The sequence below is a fragment of the Stenotrophomonas sp. CASM106 genome (assembly GCF_049384825.1).
Classification (GTDB): domain Bacteria; phylum Pseudomonadota; class Gammaproteobacteria; order Xanthomonadales; family Xanthomonadaceae; genus Stenotrophomonas; species Stenotrophomonas muris.
This window is the reverse complement of record NZ_JBMRFS010000003.1, coordinates 1-13,824: the sequence shown is the minus strand read 5'-3', so window position 1 is coordinate 13,824 and position 13,824 is coordinate 1. Positions and strand designations below refer to the sequence as shown.

The following is a 13,824-nucleotide window of genomic DNA, read 5'->3' as shown; positions in this document are numbered from 1 at the left end:
TGCAGCACGATCCCGGGTTAACACCGCGCGTGCTATCGCTGCGGCTTCGTCCATCGCGGAGCCCCGACATGGCACACAAGAACACGATCTGCCTCTGGTACGACAACGGCGCGCTCGAGGCCGCCACCTTCTACGCCAGCATCCTGCCCGACAGCGCGGTGATCGCCGTGCATCACGCCCCCGGCGACTTTCCGGATGGCAAGGAAGGCAACGTGCTGACGGTCGAGTTCACGGTCTGCGGCATTCCCTGCGTCGGCCTCAACGGCGGCACCGCGTTCAAGCACAGCGAAGCGTTTTCCTTCCAGATCCAGACCGAGGACCAGGCCGAGACCGACCGCCTGTGGGATGCGATCGTCGGCAACGGTGGACAGGAGAGCCAATGCGGCTGGTGCAAGGATCGCTGGGGCATCTCCTGGCAGATCAGCCCGCGCATGTTGATCGAAGCCGTGACCAGCAAGGACAAGACATTGGCCAAGCGCGCCTTCAACGCGATGATGCCGATGAAGAAGATCGACATCGCCACCATCGAAGCGGCAATCAAAAAAGGGGACGGAGGGGATTAAGTCGTTTCTCCCCATGCCCCGTGTGCAGATGCAGATTGCGACTTAATCCCCTCCGTCCCCTTTTTGCGAGGTGTTGATGTCCTGCGATGCGATCGTCGTTGGTGGCGGCCACAACGGCCTGGTCTGCGCGGCCTATCTGGCGCGCGCTGGAAAGAAGGTGCTGGTGCTGGAACGTCGTGGCGTTCTCGGCGGTGCCGCAGTCACCGAGGAATTCCATCCCGGCTTCCGCAACTCGGTGGCGTCGTACACGGTGTCCCTGCTGCAGCCGAAGGTGATCGACGACCTGCAACTGCATGCGCATGGGCTGCGCATCATCAATCGCCCGGTCAACAACTTCCTGCCGATGGAGGATGGTCGTTACCTGCTGTCGGCACCGGGCCGCACCCAGGCAGAGGTCGCGAAGTTCTCCGAGCGGGATGCGCAGCGGCTTCCCGAATACGAAGCGCGCCTGGAGATCTTCGCCGATGTGCTGCGCGCGTGGGCCCTGCGCGCGCCACCGGATGCCGGCGTTGCGGGTGGTTGGCGCGCGTTGCCTGCGCTGTGGCAGATGGGTCGTCTTGGTCGTGAACTGGCCACGCTGGATGCCTCGCTGCGGCAGGAGCTGCTGGACCTGTTCACGCTGTCGGCAGCCGAGTATCTGGATCGCTGGTTCGAAAGCGAACCGATCAAGGCGCTGTTCGGCTTCGATGGCATCGTCGGCAACTACGCAAGCCCCTATACACCGGGCAGTGCCTACGTACTGCTGCACCACGTATTCGGCCAGTGCAATGGCGTGAAGGGTGCGTGGGGCCATGCGATCGGCGGCATGGGCGCGATCAGCCAGGCGATTGCAGCCTCGGCACGCGAGGCCGGGGCGGAACTGCGCGTGGAGGCCGGCGTGCAGCGCGTGCGAATCGAACAGGGCCGCGCGGTGGGCGTCGAACTGGCCAACGGCGAGATCCTGCGCGCACGCACGGTGGTCGCCAACGTCAATCCGAAACTGCTGTACGAACAATTGCTGGAACCGGCACAGGTACCCAACGCGACACGCGAACGCATGGCGAACTGGCGCTGCGGTTCCGGCACGTTCCGGATGAACGTGGCGCTGTCGCGGCTGCCGGAGTTCCGCGCCCTGCCCGGGCCCGGCGATCACCTCAGCGCCGGCATCATCATGGCACCCAGCCTGGATTACATGGACCGCGCCTGGCTGGATGCGCGCCGCGACGGTTGGGCGCGCGAACCGATCGTGGAAATGCTGATTCCGAGCACGCTGGACGATTCGCTGGCGCCGCCCGGGCAGCACGTGGCCAGCCTGTTCTGCCAGCATGTGGCGCCGGTGTTGCCTGAAGGCCGCCATTGGGACGATCACCGGGAGACCGTGGCCGACCTGATGATCGCCACCGTCGAACGGCATGCGCCCGGCTTCACCGCCAGCGTGCTCGGTCGGCAGGTGCTGTCGCCGCTGGATCTGGAACGCACCTTCGGCCTGGTCGGCGGCGACATCTTCCACGGCGCACTGAGCGCCAACCAGCTGTTCTCGGCACGGCCGATGGTCGGCCAGGCCGGCTATCGTGGCGCCCTGCCCGGGCTGTACCTGTGCGGTTCGGGCACACACCCCGGCGGTGGCGTCACCGGTGCACCGGGGCACAACGCGGCGCAGGTGGTGTTGCAGGATCTGTAGAGGCGTGCCCACCAACGGTCGGCACCTGCAGCGTCAAATGATCCCATTCAAAGCGTGCCAACCAGGGTTGGCACCTGCCCGCGTGGGAGAAGGCGTGCCGACCAACGGTCGGCACCTGCAGCGTCAAATGATCCTTCGGATCATTTGACGCTGCGCAGATGGTTCGGGCGCTTCGGTGGGCCGGGCGGGCGGCGCTTGAACGGCGGCTGCCCGCGCCAGTAGCGGATCAGCAACCAGCCGAACAGCATGCCGCCGAGGTGCGCGAAGTGGGCCACGCCCGGCTGCCAGCCGGTCATGCCCAGCACCAGCTCGCCCACACCGAACAGGATCACGAAAGTGCGCGCCTTCATCGGGATCGGCGGGAACAGCAGCATCACCCGCTGGTTCGGGAACAGCATGCCGTAGGCCAGCAGCAGGCCGAACACGCCGCCGGAGGCGCCCAGCACCGTGGCAGGGTTTTCCAGCAGCGTACCCACCAGCAGCTGGCAGACACCGGCACCGGCCACGCACACCAGGTAGTACAGCAGGAAGCGCTTCTCGCCCCAGGTCTGCTCCAGCGGCGCGCCGAACATGAAGACCGCCAGCATGTTGAAGAACAGATGGCCGAAGCTGCCATGCAGGAAACCGTAGGTCAGCAGCTGCCAAGGCTGGAAGTTGCCACCCGGCGAGAAAGCGTCGAAGCCCTGCTGCAACGGTTGCAGCATGAACGGCTCGAAGGTCTGCATGCCGAGCAGGAACGGCTGCTGCAGCAGGAACAGGATCGCGTTGGCGATCAGCAGGGCCTTGGTGACGGTTGGCAGTCGCGGGAACATGGGAGCACCGGCATGGAACGGCCTCCATCATAGCCGCAGCATCGTGTCTTGTTGGCGACCCGCAGGTCCGGCCTGTTCAGTCGCCAGCGGTGCTCAGCCCGGGCCCCACACCGCTGCGTCCAGCGCCGCCGCCGGATCGGTCGCCGGCATCCGCACCCGGCCGTTCTCCACCCGCACACCCTCGGCGCGCAACCGTTGTGACTGCTCGCGCCAGCCGGCCGACCCTTCTTCCATGGCAATGCGCCCGTCCGAGCGCAGCACGCGGTGCCAGGGCAGGTCCGGGTCGTCGTTCTGGCCCAGGATGCGTGCGGTCAGGCGTGCACGCCCGGGCAGGCCCGCGCGCATCGCCACCTGGCCGTAGCCCATCACCTGCCCCGCCGGGATTGCGCGGATCACCGCCAGGATGCGCGCACGCGCCTGCTCCGGCGTCAGCGCCGCAGGCGGGTCACCAGCAGAACGCCGATCAGCACCAGCACGGTGCCGGCGATCTGCGCCGGCCCCATCGGTTCGTCGAGCAGCCATAGGCTCATCACGATGGTGGAAACAGGGCCCAGCATACCGACCTGCGCGGCCAGCGACGAACCCACGCGCTGCACCGCCAGCATGATCGCCAGCACCGGCAGCACCGTGCACACGGTGGCATTGACCAACGACAGCCACTGCACCGGCGCCGGTGCCTGCCACAGCAGCGGCAGCGGATGGGTCACCGCGAAATGCAGCAGCACCAGCACGCTGGCCACGCAGCTGGCATAGGCGGTCAGCCGCACCGCACCGATGCGCGCGACCACCTGCCCACTGCCGAACAGGTACAGCGCATAGCTGAGGGCACTGCCCAGCACCAGCAGGCTGCCGACGATGATCTGCCCACCCTCGCGCTGCAGATCGTGGCCGAAGGCCAGCAGCACGCCGAGGTAGCTCAGCACCAGCGCACCGATCTGCCAGCGGCCCGGCCGCTGGCGCGCCAGCAGCACGTTGATCAGCAGTACCAGGGTCGGGTTCAAGTACAGGATCAGCCGCTCCAGGGTCACGCTGATGTACTGCAGTCCCTGGAAGTCGAGCAGGCTGGACAGGTAGTAGCCGGTGAAGCCCAGCCACAGCACGCGGGCACGGTCGGCCCAGGACAACGGCTCGGCCCGGCGCGCGGCCCACGCTGCCATCAACGCGAACAGGGGCAGCGCCATCAGCATGCGCAGGGCGAGCAGCGTGGTGGCATCGACGCCGTGGCGCAGGCCGAGCTTGACGATGATCGCCTTGCCCGACGCGGCGATGGCGCCGATCGCGGCCAGGCCGATGCCGCCCAGCGCAATGCGTGGGGAAGCAGTGGCGATGCGGGAAGCGGGAGTGGACATCAGGACGACGGCGGGCCGCGCAGAGCGGCCCGGTAAGGCGTGGGGGACGCTCATTGTCGCATGGGGGCGCCCGCTGCCCTGTAGAGCCGAGCCTGCGCTCGGCGTCGCCAGGCCGGGGCGAAAGGCTGCCGAGCAGGGCTCGGCCCCACAACATCCCGGCTCAGCGCATCAGCACCACTTCTTCGGCCGAGGTCGGGTGGATCGCCACGGTGTCGTCGAACTGGGCCTTGGTCGCGCCCATCTTCACCGCCACCGCAAAGCCCTGCAGGATCTCGTCGGCCGCTTCGCCCAGCAGGTGGATGCCTACCACGCGTTCTTCCGGGCCGGCACAGACCATCTTGAACAGGCTGCGCTGGGTACCATTGGCCAGCGCCTGCAGCATCGGGCGGAAGCGGCTGTGGTAGACGCTCACCTGGGCGAAACGCCGGCGCGCTTCTTCCTCGCTCATGCCCACCGCGCCCAGCGGCGGATGCGAGAAAACCACGCTGGCCACGTTCTCGTAATCCATTTTGGACTGCGGGCGGCCCCCGAACAGGCGGTCCATCAGCCGCCGCGAAGCGGCCACCGCCACCGGGGTCAGGCCGACCTTGCCGGCGATGTCACCGACCGCGTGCACGCTCGGCACGCGGGTGGTCTGCCACTCGTCCACCTGCACCTGCTCGTGCTCGCCGATGTCGATGCCGAGCGCTTCCAGACCCAGGCCACGGCTGTTGCCGCGGCGGCCGGCAGCGAAGAACACCGCATCGAACACACTGTCGATCGGGCCGTCATGGCCGAACGCCCGCACGCGCTCGCCATCGCGCTGCAGTTCGCGCAGGCGATAGTCGAAATGGATCCGCACGCCCTGCTGTTTCAGGTTCTCGGCCAGCTGATCGGTCAGCTCGTAATCGAAGCGCTCCAGCAGGCGCTTGCCGCGCACCAGCAGGCTCACGCGGCTGCCGAGCGCCTGCAGCAGGCCAGCCAGCTCCACCGCGATGTAACCACCACCGATGATCGCCACCTCGGCCGGCGCCGCACGCAGGTCGAAGAAATCGTCGGAGACCAGGCCCAGCTCCGCGCCGGGAATATCCGGACGCAGTGGATGCGCGCCAGTGGCGATCAGGATGTGTTCGGCGCTGTAACGCACGCCATCACTGCAGGCCACGGTGTGCGCATCAAGCAGATGGCCACGTGCCGGAATGCGCACCACGCCGGTTTCGTCCAGGCGCTTGTGGTAGCTGGTGTGGATGTTGCTGATGTAGGCCTGGCGATGGATCACCAGTTCCTTCCACGACAGCGCCGGGCGTGCCTCGACATCGAAGCCCATCGCATTGGCCAGGCCGATGCGCTCGTGCAGGTCGGCCGCCAGCCACATCGCCTTCTTCGGCACGCAGCCGACATTGACACAGGTTCCGCCCAGTTCGCCGGGTTCCAGCATTGCCACCCGCTTGCCGTGCTGCGCGGCGCGGATCGCGCCGGCCAGGCCGGCGGAGCCGCCGCCAAGGACGATCAGATCGTAATCATAGGATGCAGTGCTCATCGGAATCGCTCGGGTCGGTAAGGGGCAGGATCGATCGCTGGCGTGTGGCCGCAGACGAGATCGGCGATCCGCTGGCCGATGCCGGCGCTCATGCTGACGCCGAGCATGCCATGCCCCGCTGCAGGCCAGACGTGAGGATGCGCGGGCGCGCGGCCGATCAGCACAGCGCGTGCGCGCTCATCGCTCACCCCTGCTTCGTCCTGCGCCGCATCGGTGGCCACTGCCGGTAGGTCATTGCACGCCACAGCCATTCCATCGGACCAAAGCGGAAGCGCGCCAGCCACGCGTGCGAAACAGCCACCTGCACGGCAAACAACAGCAGCGCGAACAGCAGCTGCACGCTGCGCGGCATCATCTCGAACCTGCCCAGGCCGTAGTGGTAGAAGGTCCAGGTACACAGCAGCGACTGGCCAAGATAGTGGGTCAACGCCATGCGCCCCACCGGCGCCAGCCACGCCAGCCGCGTGCGCCAGTGCACGATCCACGCCAGGTAGCCCAGGCACATCGGCAGCCCGCCAACCGTGACCAGGGCCATCGCCGCGGTCACCGGCAGGTTGTAGGCGCCGGGTGCAAGGTAGGGTTTCCAGGCAACCCCCAGCAGCGTGACCAGCAGCCCCAGCGGCAGTGCGATCCAGCGCAGCGACGCGTACAGCCGCGGGAAGCGCTCCGGCGTCGCCAGCGCGCCACTGCCGGCGAACCAGCTGCCGAGCAGGAACATGCCCAGCACTTCCGGGCCGCTGATCAGCAACGCGCCCATCGAGGTGCCGAACTCGCTCAGGCGCTGCACAGTGGCCTGCGCCCAGCTGCCCTGCCCGTACACCTGCCGCTGCAGGTCGATGCTCTGCTGCGCCTCGGCAAGCATGCCCTGCACCTCTTCGGCCGACGCCATCGACACCATCGCACCCACCAGCAGCATCATCGCTACACCGCCGAGGTAGACGATCACGCCCATCCACGGCAGCCAGCTGCGCGGCGCCTCGCGGCAGGCCAGCAAGGGCAACGAGACCAGCGCATACATCACCAGGATGTCGCCGGACCAGACCAGCAGTGCATGGCACAGGCCGATCAGCAGCAGGCCGGCGCTGCGGCGCAGGTAGAACGGGGTGAAGTCGCGCCCGGCCACCTCGGCGCGTTGTGCCATCACCGCAAAGCCGGCACCGAACAGCAGCGAGAACAGGGTGAAGAACTTGCCCTGCACGAACACATAGACGAAGGCGTCGGCCCAGTAATCGATGCCCCGCCAGTGCACGTCAATGCCGGTGAAGGCCAGGTCCAGCGGGCCGCTGAAAGCCTCGATGTTCATCAGCAGGATGCCCAGCAGCGCAGCACCGCGCAGCACGTCCAGCACGGCGATGCGTTCGCCGGAAGCCACCGGCTGCAGGGAAGGAGAAGCGGCGTTCACGGGGCGTCCGTCAGGCAGGTCCGCCATTATGCCGCCGGCCCATGCACCATGGATGGCCGCGGCGTGTTCCAGAAACGCAACGGCCCGCCGAAGCGGGCCATTGCTGCCATCACGATCGCGCTGCGATCAGTGCTGGTGACCGCCGTCGCCGTGGACGTGGCCGTGGTCCAGCTCTTCCTTGCCGGCTTCGCGCACGTCGACGATTTCGACGTCGAAGTGCAGGTCCTTGCCAGCCATCGGATGGTTCAGGTCAACGTCGACGACGCTCATGCCGACCTTCTGCACGGTCACCGCACGCGGGCCGAAGTTGGTCTGCAGCACGACCTGCTGGCCCGGCGCCAGCTTGGTATTGCCGAAGTGCTTCTTCGGCACGCGCTGGGACAGGCCCTCACGACGCTCGCCGTAGGCATCGGCCGCCTTGACGTCGACGTTGAAGGTCGCGCCGGCTTCCTTGTCCATCATGGCGTTTTCCAGGCCCGGGATGATGTTGCCGTGACCGATCAGGATCGCCAGCGGCTCGCCGCGGTCCTTGGACGATTCGATCGGCTCCTGGCCGACTTCGGAAACGGTGTAGTGGAAGCGGACAACGCGGTCTTTTTCGATCTTCATGCGCAACTCTGTCTGGATCTGCCGGAGGCAGGCGGGTTGGGGCGGGTTGTCGCCCGGCGGGGACGCCGCCATCATGACGGCCAATCCAAGGTGGCGCATTATCCGGAGATCATGCACATCACGCCAGTTTCGTCCGGCCAGCGCCGGTTTCTCGCCCCGGCCCTGCTGCTGGCCCTGCCCCTGTTGATGACCGCCTGTGGCGGTGGCAAGGCCACCCGCCCGGCCCCGCCCCCGCCCACGGCGAACTGGCCAAAGACCGTGCCGGACAACCCCGAGGCTGCCAACTCGGTGCTGATGCGCGCCATCAGCCTGGTCGGCACGCCCTACCGCTATGGCGGCAACACTCCGGATTCGGGCTTCGACTGCAGCGGCCTGGTCGCTTATGTCTATCGCGAGATGCTGGACCTGCGGCTGCCGCGCACCTCCCGCGACCTGGCGGCGGTGCAGGGCCCGAAGATCGACCCGCAGCGCCTGGCCACCGGCGACCTGGTGTTCTTCGGCAGCCGCGGCAGCGTCACCCACGTCGGTATTTATGTAGGTGAAGGGCGCTTCGTGCATGCGCCGAGCACCGGCGGCACCGTGCGCCTGGACTCGCTCAGCGGTCCCTACTGGAAGGACCACTACACAGGGGCGAAACGCGTCCTTCGCTAAAATGAACAGGCGATATATTCAAAACTGTGACGAACATCACTGTGTAACTAACGAATTACTAACGGAATTTTTAACTTATCCGCGCTTTTACAGGGCATGATGCCCCATCGTTTTTTTCCTGTGACCGACGCGTGACGACTGACGACCTGAAAAGCGAAGGCCAGACTTCCGTATCTTCACGTAGTGCCCGCCCGCTGTTGCTTGGCCTGGCACTGTGTCTGACCAGCCTTCCGGCCTGGTCGCAGACTGCTCCGAACCGTTCCGATGTGACCCCGGCCCCGGTGGCCGAGAGCACCGCCCGACCGGCCGCCAAGGCCGAGGCTGCCGCTCCGCAGCGCAGCCGCGTCGATGCCGCCGCCAGTGCCACGCTGGCCGCCCTGCTGCCGCACCTGGCCGCCAACGACACCATTCCGCTGATGGACCGCTCGGCCGTGGTGGCCGGCGACCTCAGCCGCCTGCTCGCCAACTACGACACCAGCAGCGCCGCCAATGGCAGCGTCGTCGGCACCGCCGCCGGCAACGGCAAGGTGCAGTCGCTGCTGCGCCGCGCGATGACCCTGCTGGGCACCCCGTACCGTTGGGGTGGCAGCAACCCGGACAGCGGTTTCGACTGCAGCGGCCTGGTCGGTTATGTGTTCCGTTCGGCCCTGGGCATCGAACTTCCGCGCGTCTCGCGCGAGATGGCCCACGATGACAATGCCGAACTGATCAACGACCGCACCGCGCTGGCCGCGGGTGATCTGGTGTTCTTCGGCCGCAAGGGCCGCGTCGACCACGTCGGCATCTACGTCGGCGATGGCCGTTTCCTGCATGCGCCGAGCTCGGGCAAGGACGTCCGCGTGGACACCCTGCTCAGTGGCTACTGGGGCAACAAGTTCATGCAGGCCCGCCGGGTCGACCTCTGACCGGCTGGCGTCACAGCGCCGCCTGATACGCAAAGCAAAGCCGCTGCCCTGCAGCGGCTTTTTTGTTGGGCCCGCGTAATGGTGGGTAGCTGCCGACCTTGGTCGGCACCGCCTCCATCCACGCATGGCGTGGATCTACCACGGCCGGCAGCGCGTCAGCCATCTCCCAAACGAAAGGCCCGCCGGTCAGGGCGGGCCTTTCATCTCCACGCAACCTCAGCTGCGTGGCGGTGTCGGGTCAGGATCGTCCACGCCCACATTGCTGGACGGATTGTCATACACCGCCTGGTCCAGCAGCCCGGTTTCCTTGGCCACGATCACCGGCACCAGCATCTGGCCGGTCACATTCGTCATCGTGCGCATCATGTCCAGGATGCGGTCGATGGCATACAGATAGCCGATGGTCTCCAGCGGCAGGTTGGCTGCGCTCAGCACCACCGTGGCCATGATCACCGCGGTACCCGGCACGCCGGCCGTACCGAAGCTGCCCAGCACCGAGGCGATCAGCACCACCACGTACTGCTCCGGGGTCAGCGGCACACCGCTGTACTGCGCGATGAACACCGCGCACAGCGCCGGATAGATCGCGCCGCAGCCATCCATCTTGATGCTGGCGCCCAGCGGCACCGCGAATGAACCGTAGTCCTTGTTCACGCCCAGGTTGTGGGTGATCGAACGCAGCGCCACCGGCATCGCGGCGAAGCTGGACGAGCTGACGAAGGCCACCTGCATGCCCGGCGCCGCGCCGCGGAAGAACTTCAGCGGGTTCAGGCCGTGCGCCAGCAGCAGCGCGCTGTAGACCACCACGATGTGCAGGGCGCAGGCCACGTACAGGGCCAGCACGAAATGGCCCAGCGGCAGCAGCTTTTCGAAGCCATAACTGCCGACCAGGCCGGCGATCAGGCCGAAGGTACCGATCGGGGTGACTTCCAGCACGAAGCGGGTCACCTGGATCATGATGTCGCTCATCTGGCCGACCAGCTTGCGCGCCTCGGTCACCTTCTCGCCCTGCTTGACGATGGCAAAGCCCACCAGGCCTGCGAAGAAGATCACCGGCAGGATCGAGCCGCGACCGGCCGCCAGCACGGTCTCACCGGCCGCATTGACCTTGGTACCGATGCCGGACAGCGCGTAGAAGACATTGGCCGGCACCACGTCCAGCAGCACCTGCACCACACTGGGCACTTCGCGCGGCACGTAGTTGCTGGCCATTGTCAGCTGCAGCCCGCCGGCACCGGGCTGCAGCACGGTCCCCACGCCCAGCCCAACGCATACCGCCAGCGCCGCGGTGATCACGAACCACAGGAAGGTGCGGCCACTGAGCGCGGCGACCGACTTCTGCCCGTGCAGCGACGAGATCGCGTTGATGACCGCGAAGAACACCAGCGGCACGGCGATCATCTTGATCAGGGTGACGTACAGCTCACCGAGCGGGCCGAACCACGTTTCCGCGGCCGGGCCAAGCGCCCAGCCGGCCAGCGCGCCGAGCACGAAGCCACCGACCACGCGCTGCCAGAATGGAATCCGCAGCCAGGCAGAGACCAGCTTCATAGGCAATCCAGAGGGGAAGGAAGGGATGCTGGCACGATAGCCCAAGGCGGCCCGCAGAACGACCGCCCGGCCGGCAAATCAGTGTGTCATCGGCGTGCCTTGCAGGGGCGGGCATAATGAACGTCCCGTTACAGTTTGTGAGATCCCAGCGTCCATGCGCCGTTCCGTCTCAATGTTGGCCGCCTGCGCCACCACCCTGCTGCTGGGCGCCTGCGCCAGCACCACCCCCGCCTCTGTTCCGGCCGGCCTGAAGGTCACCGTCGACCCGGTCGCCCATCCGGCCGGCGAGACCCCGCAATGGTGGTACCGCAGTGGCGCCGCCCAGGCCGCCGCCAACGGCGCGATGTCCGGCAAGGCGAAGAACGTCATCCTGTTCCTCGGCGACGGCATGAGCCTGACCACCGTGGCCGCCTCGCGCATCTACGAAGGCCAGCAGAAGGGTGGCTCGGGCGAGGAGAACCTGCTGTCCTGGGAGCGCTTCCCGGCCACGGCGTTCAGCAAGACCTACAACACCGATTCGCAGACGCCGGATTCGGCCGGCACCATGACCGCCATCACCACCGGCGTGAAGACCCACATGGGCGCGATCGGTGTCAGCGCCGGCAGCCGCACCGACTGCGCCGACAGCCTGTCCAAGGGCCTGCTGACCTGGCTGCAGCTGGCCGACAGCGCCGGCCTGGCCACCGGTGTGGTGTCCACTGCGCGCCTGACCCATGCCACCCCCGCCGCCACCTATGCGCACTCGCCCGAGCGCAACTGGGAAAACGACACCGACCTGACTGAAGCGGCCAAGGCTGCAGGCTGCAAGGACATCGCACAGCAGCTGCTGTCGACCTCGCGTTATGGGCGCGGCCCGCTGGTCGCTCTCGGCGGCGGTCGCGGTGAATTCACCACCGTGGAAGAGCGCGATCCGGAATACGACGACAAGGTCGGCCAGCGCCTGGATGGCCGCAGCCTGGTGCAGGAATGGCAGCAGGCGCACCCGCAGGGTGCCTACGTGTGGAACAGCAAGCAGCTGGCGGCGGCCGCCAATGCGCCGGCCATCCTCGGCCTGTTCGAACCGGACCACATGCGCTACGAATACGAGCGCCCGCAGGATCCGGGCGGTGAGCCGAGCCTGGCCGAACTGACGGCTGCAGCGATCAGGAATCTGGCCAGGCACCAGGAAGGCTACGTGCTGATGATCGAAGGCGCGCGCATCGACCACGCCAACCACAGCGGCAACGCCTACCGTGCACTGACCGAGACCGTGGCGCTGTCCGACGCGGTGCGCGTGGCCAACGAACTGACCTCGGCCGACGACACCCTGATCATCGTCACCGCCGACCACTCGCATACGCTGAACTTCGTCGGCTACCCGGCACGTGGCAATCCGATCCTGGGCAAGGTGAAGGACAAGGGCGGCGAAGATGGTGCCGGCAAGCTGGACTACGCGCTGGACGGCACCGGCCAGCCGTACACCACGCTGAGCTATGCCAACGGCCCGGGCCATACCGGCAGCAGCAACCAGCAGCCGGCCGGCCCGAAGCGTTACCCGCACAACCCGAGCAGCTTCGAACCGGCCAACGGCCGCCCGAACCTGCGCGAGGTCGACACCGAGCATCCGGACTACATGCAGGAAGCACTGGTGCCGATGAAGTCCGAATCGCACGGTGGTGAGGATGTCGGCATCTGGGCGCGTGGCCCGGGCAGCAAGGCGATCCGCGGCACGCTGGAACAGAACGCGATCTATCACATGATCGTGCAGGCCACCCCGGCCCTGCGCGAGCGCCTGTGCCAGGCCGGCACCTGCGATGACAAGGGCGTGCCGGTGCAGCTGCCGGCACCGACGGCCTTCGAGCGCAAGGCCGAGGCCAAGTGATCGTGCGGCAGGCCCGCCTCGACCGCGGCCGCTTCGCGCGGTCGCTGGTCCTGCTCGGCGTACTGGCCGGTTCCAGCGCGCTGGCGCAGGCGCCGGCCTGCAAGCTGCTGACCGACGAACACGGGTTGTGGCCGCTGCCCAACTGTGAGGTGGTCGATCACCGGCCGAAGATCAGCGCCGATGCGCTGAAGGACCTGAGCTACGACGACCACGGCCTGGCCGTGCTGTATGCCGACCAGGGCTTCCACTACGTCGACCGCAAGGGCCGCAGCCTGCCTGTGCTGACCTGGGACAACGGCCCGGAAACACCGCAGGAAGGCCTGCTGCGCGGCCGCGTCGGCAACCGCGTCGGCTACTTCGACCTGACGTTCCGCCAGGTGGTGCCCGGCACCTACGATTTCGGGTGGCCGTTCCAGGATGGCGTGGCCGAGGTCTGCAACGGCTGTCGGCGCGGCACGCCGGATGCCGATGGCCACACGCCGATGGAAGGCGGGGAGTGGTTCCGCATCGACCGCGCGGGCCGTCGGGTGAAGTAGGTTTTTCGGCAGGGCTGCGCCCTGCACCTGCCGATGCAACGGCAACGGCCGAAGCAACAGCAACAGCAACAGCGTGCATTCCGTGGGATGGCGGGGCGGCCGGCAACCACGGCGGTTGCTGTTGCTCCTGGTAGGTGTCGAGCTTGGTCGACACGATTTTTCTCTCAGATATCGAATTGAATACGGGGTCAGATCCGTTTTCCGCAGGAAAACGGATCTGACCCCAAGAGCCATTCCGACAGTTCGCAGGACACTGTCAAAGGCGGGATGGGTCCGGTTGCGGGAGTGTCCGCGGCATGGATGCCGCGGCCAAGCCCCCATGGGTGAGGGCGCTTTGCTTGCGAAGCACTGCTTCGCAAGCGCCCGAACGCACAGCCGCCAGCGGCTGGGCCGGCCTGGGGGTTTA

14 protein-coding genes and 1 pseudogene are annotated in these 13,824 nt (G+C 67.1%); 6 read left to right on the top strand and 9 right to left on the bottom strand.

Annotation, left to right across the window (positions count from 1 at the left end; all coding sequences use genetic code 11):
* Positions 1–68 precede the first annotated feature (68 nt).
* A complete protein-coding gene (locus tag VG556_RS07425; RefSeq protein ID WP_100450418.1) occupies positions 69–563 on the top strand; it encodes a VOC family protein in 495 nt (164 codons plus the stop codon).
* A 76-nt stretch (positions 564–639) separates the two neighbouring features.
* The gene (locus tag VG556_RS07420; RefSeq protein WP_100450419.1) at positions 640–2,223 is read left to right on the top strand and encodes a phytoene desaturase family protein; all 1,584 of its coding nucleotides are present in this window, start codon (positions 640–642) and stop codon (positions 2,221–2,223) included.
* Positions 2,224–2,363: 140 nt separating this feature from the next.
* Here the strand turns inward: VG556_RS07420 and VG556_RS07415 are convergent, their stop codons facing one another.
* The 7 genes and pseudogenes from VG556_RS07415 to VG556_RS07385 form a co-directional block, all read right to left on the bottom strand.
* Positions 2,364–3,035 (bottom strand): rhomboid family intramembrane serine protease, encoded by a 672-nt coding sequence (locus VG556_RS07415; protein ID WP_014647919.1) that lies wholly within the window; start codon positions 3,033–3,035, stop codon positions 2,364–2,366.
* 93 nt (positions 3,036–3,128) lie between these two features.
* Positions 3,129–3,557, bottom strand: a complete 429-nt coding sequence (locus VG556_RS07410) for an MGMT family protein (RefSeq protein ID WP_401730001.1) — start codon at positions 3,555–3,557, stop codon at positions 3,129–3,131.
* Entirely contained in the window at positions 3,464–4,384 is a 921-nt protein-coding gene (locus VG556_RS07405) for a DMT family transporter (protein ID WP_014647921.1), read from the bottom strand. The genes VG556_RS07410 and VG556_RS07405 overlap by 94 nt, the downstream gene beginning before the upstream one ends.
* A 160-nt stretch (positions 4,385–4,544) precedes the next feature.
* Positions 4,545–5,903 carry a glutathione-disulfide reductase gene (gene gorA / locus VG556_RS07400; RefSeq protein WP_100450420.1) on the bottom strand — a complete coding sequence of 453 codons (1,359 nt, stop codon included), beginning with the start codon at positions 5,901–5,903 and terminating at the stop codon, positions 4,545–4,547.
* A pseudogene (locus VG556_RS07395) lies at positions 5,900–6,052 on the bottom strand (amino acid dehydrogenase); the annotation flags it as partial. The gene gorA and the pseudogene VG556_RS07395, both read right to left, overlap by 4 nt.
* A 35-nt stretch (positions 6,053–6,087) precedes the next feature.
* Positions 6,088–7,332, bottom strand: coding sequence for a DUF418 domain-containing protein (locus tag VG556_RS07390; protein WP_041863671.1), 1,245 nt, complete (start codon positions 7,330–7,332; stop codon positions 6,088–6,090).
* Positions 7,333–7,431: 99 nt separating this feature from the next.
* Positions 7,432–7,914 carry an FKBP-type peptidyl-prolyl cis-trans isomerase gene (locus tag VG556_RS07385; RefSeq protein WP_014647924.1) on the bottom strand — a complete coding sequence of 161 codons (483 nt, stop codon included), beginning with the start codon at positions 7,912–7,914 and terminating at the stop codon, positions 7,432–7,434.
* A gap of 111 nt (positions 7,915–8,025) precedes the next feature.
* On the opposite strand from VG556_RS07385, the gene VG556_RS07380 reads away from it, so the two are divergent.
* The gene (locus tag VG556_RS07380; protein WP_026347086.1) at positions 8,026–8,565 is read left to right on the top strand and encodes a C40 family peptidase; all 540 of its coding nucleotides are present in this window, start codon (positions 8,026–8,028) and stop codon (positions 8,563–8,565) included.
* Between the two features lie 131 nt (positions 8,566–8,696).
* On the top strand, positions 8,697–9,470 hold the full coding sequence (locus tag VG556_RS07375) for a C40 family peptidase (RefSeq protein ID WP_100450421.1): 774 nt from the start codon (positions 8,697–8,699) through the stop codon (positions 9,468–9,470).
* A 10-nt stretch (positions 9,471–9,480) separates the two neighbouring features.
* Here the strand turns inward: VG556_RS07375 and VG556_RS07370 are convergent, their stop codons facing one another.
* Both VG556_RS07370 and VG556_RS07365 read right to left on the bottom strand, forming a co-directional pair.
* On the bottom strand, positions 9,481–9,633 hold the full coding sequence (locus VG556_RS07370) for a hypothetical protein (RefSeq protein WP_157806063.1): 153 nt from the start codon (positions 9,631–9,633) through the stop codon (positions 9,481–9,483).
* 53 nt (positions 9,634–9,686) lie between these two features.
* Entirely contained in the window at positions 9,687–11,021 is a 1,335-nt protein-coding gene (locus VG556_RS07365) for a dicarboxylate/amino acid:cation symporter (RefSeq protein ID WP_100450422.1), read from the bottom strand.
* Between the two features lie 154 nt (positions 11,022–11,175).
* On the opposite strand from VG556_RS07365, the gene VG556_RS07360 reads away from it, so the two are divergent.
* The gene (locus VG556_RS07360; RefSeq protein ID WP_100450423.1) at positions 11,176–12,882 is read left to right on the top strand and encodes an alkaline phosphatase; all 1,707 of its coding nucleotides are present in this window, start codon (positions 11,176–11,178) and stop codon (positions 12,880–12,882) included.
* Positions 12,879–13,418 carry a WG repeat-containing protein gene (locus VG556_RS07355; RefSeq protein ID WP_100450424.1) on the top strand — a complete coding sequence of 180 codons (540 nt, stop codon included), beginning with the start codon at positions 12,879–12,881 and terminating at the stop codon, positions 13,416–13,418. The genes VG556_RS07360 and VG556_RS07355 overlap by 4 nt, the downstream gene beginning before the upstream one ends.
* Positions 13,419–13,824: the final 406 nt, after the last annotated feature.

What these genes read in the sequence shown, in the direction of transcription:
- VG556_RS07365 (WP_100450422.1), bottom strand. Translation starts at nt 11,021, where the DNA reads ATGAAGCTGGTCTCTGCCTGGCTGCGGATTCCATTCTGGCAGCGCGTG.
- VG556_RS07370 (WP_157806063.1), bottom strand. Translation starts at nt 9,633, where the DNA reads ATGGCTGACGCGCTGCCGGCCGTGGTAGATCCACGCCATGCGTGGATG.
- VG556_RS07425 (WP_100450418.1), top strand. Translation starts at nt 69, where the DNA reads ATGGCACACAAGAACACGATCTGCCTCTGGTACGACAACGGCGCGCTC.
- VG556_RS07420 (WP_100450419.1), top strand. Translation starts at nt 640, where the DNA reads ATGTCCTGCGATGCGATCGTCGTTGGTGGCGGCCACAACGGCCTGGTC.
- VG556_RS07390 (WP_041863671.1), bottom strand. Translation starts at nt 7,332, where the DNA reads ATGGCGGACCTGCCTGACGGACGCCCCGTGAACGCCGCTTCTCCTTCC.
- VG556_RS07385 (WP_014647924.1), bottom strand. Translation starts at nt 7,914, where the DNA reads ATGAAGATCGAAAAAGACCGCGTTGTCCGCTTCCACTACACCGTTTCC.
- VG556_RS07405 (WP_014647921.1), bottom strand. Translation starts at nt 4,384, where the DNA reads ATGTCCACTCCCGCTTCCCGCATCGCCACTGCTTCCCCACGCATTGCG.
- VG556_RS07410 (WP_401730001.1), bottom strand. Translation starts at nt 3,557, where the DNA reads ATGGCTGCTCGACGAACCGATGGGGCCGGCGCAGATCGCCGGCACCGT.
- gorA (WP_100450420.1), bottom strand. Translation starts at nt 5,903, where the DNA reads ATGAGCACTGCATCCTATGATTACGATCTGATCGTCCTTGGCGGCGGC.
- VG556_RS07415 (WP_014647919.1), bottom strand. Translation starts at nt 3,035, where the DNA reads ATGTTCCCGCGACTGCCAACCGTCACCAAGGCCCTGCTGATCGCCAAC.
- VG556_RS07360 (WP_100450423.1), top strand. Translation starts at nt 11,176, where the DNA reads ATGCGCCGTTCCGTCTCAATGTTGGCCGCCTGCGCCACCACCCTGCTG.
- VG556_RS07380 (WP_026347086.1), top strand. Translation starts at nt 8,026, where the DNA reads ATGCACATCACGCCAGTTTCGTCCGGCCAGCGCCGGTTTCTCGCCCCG.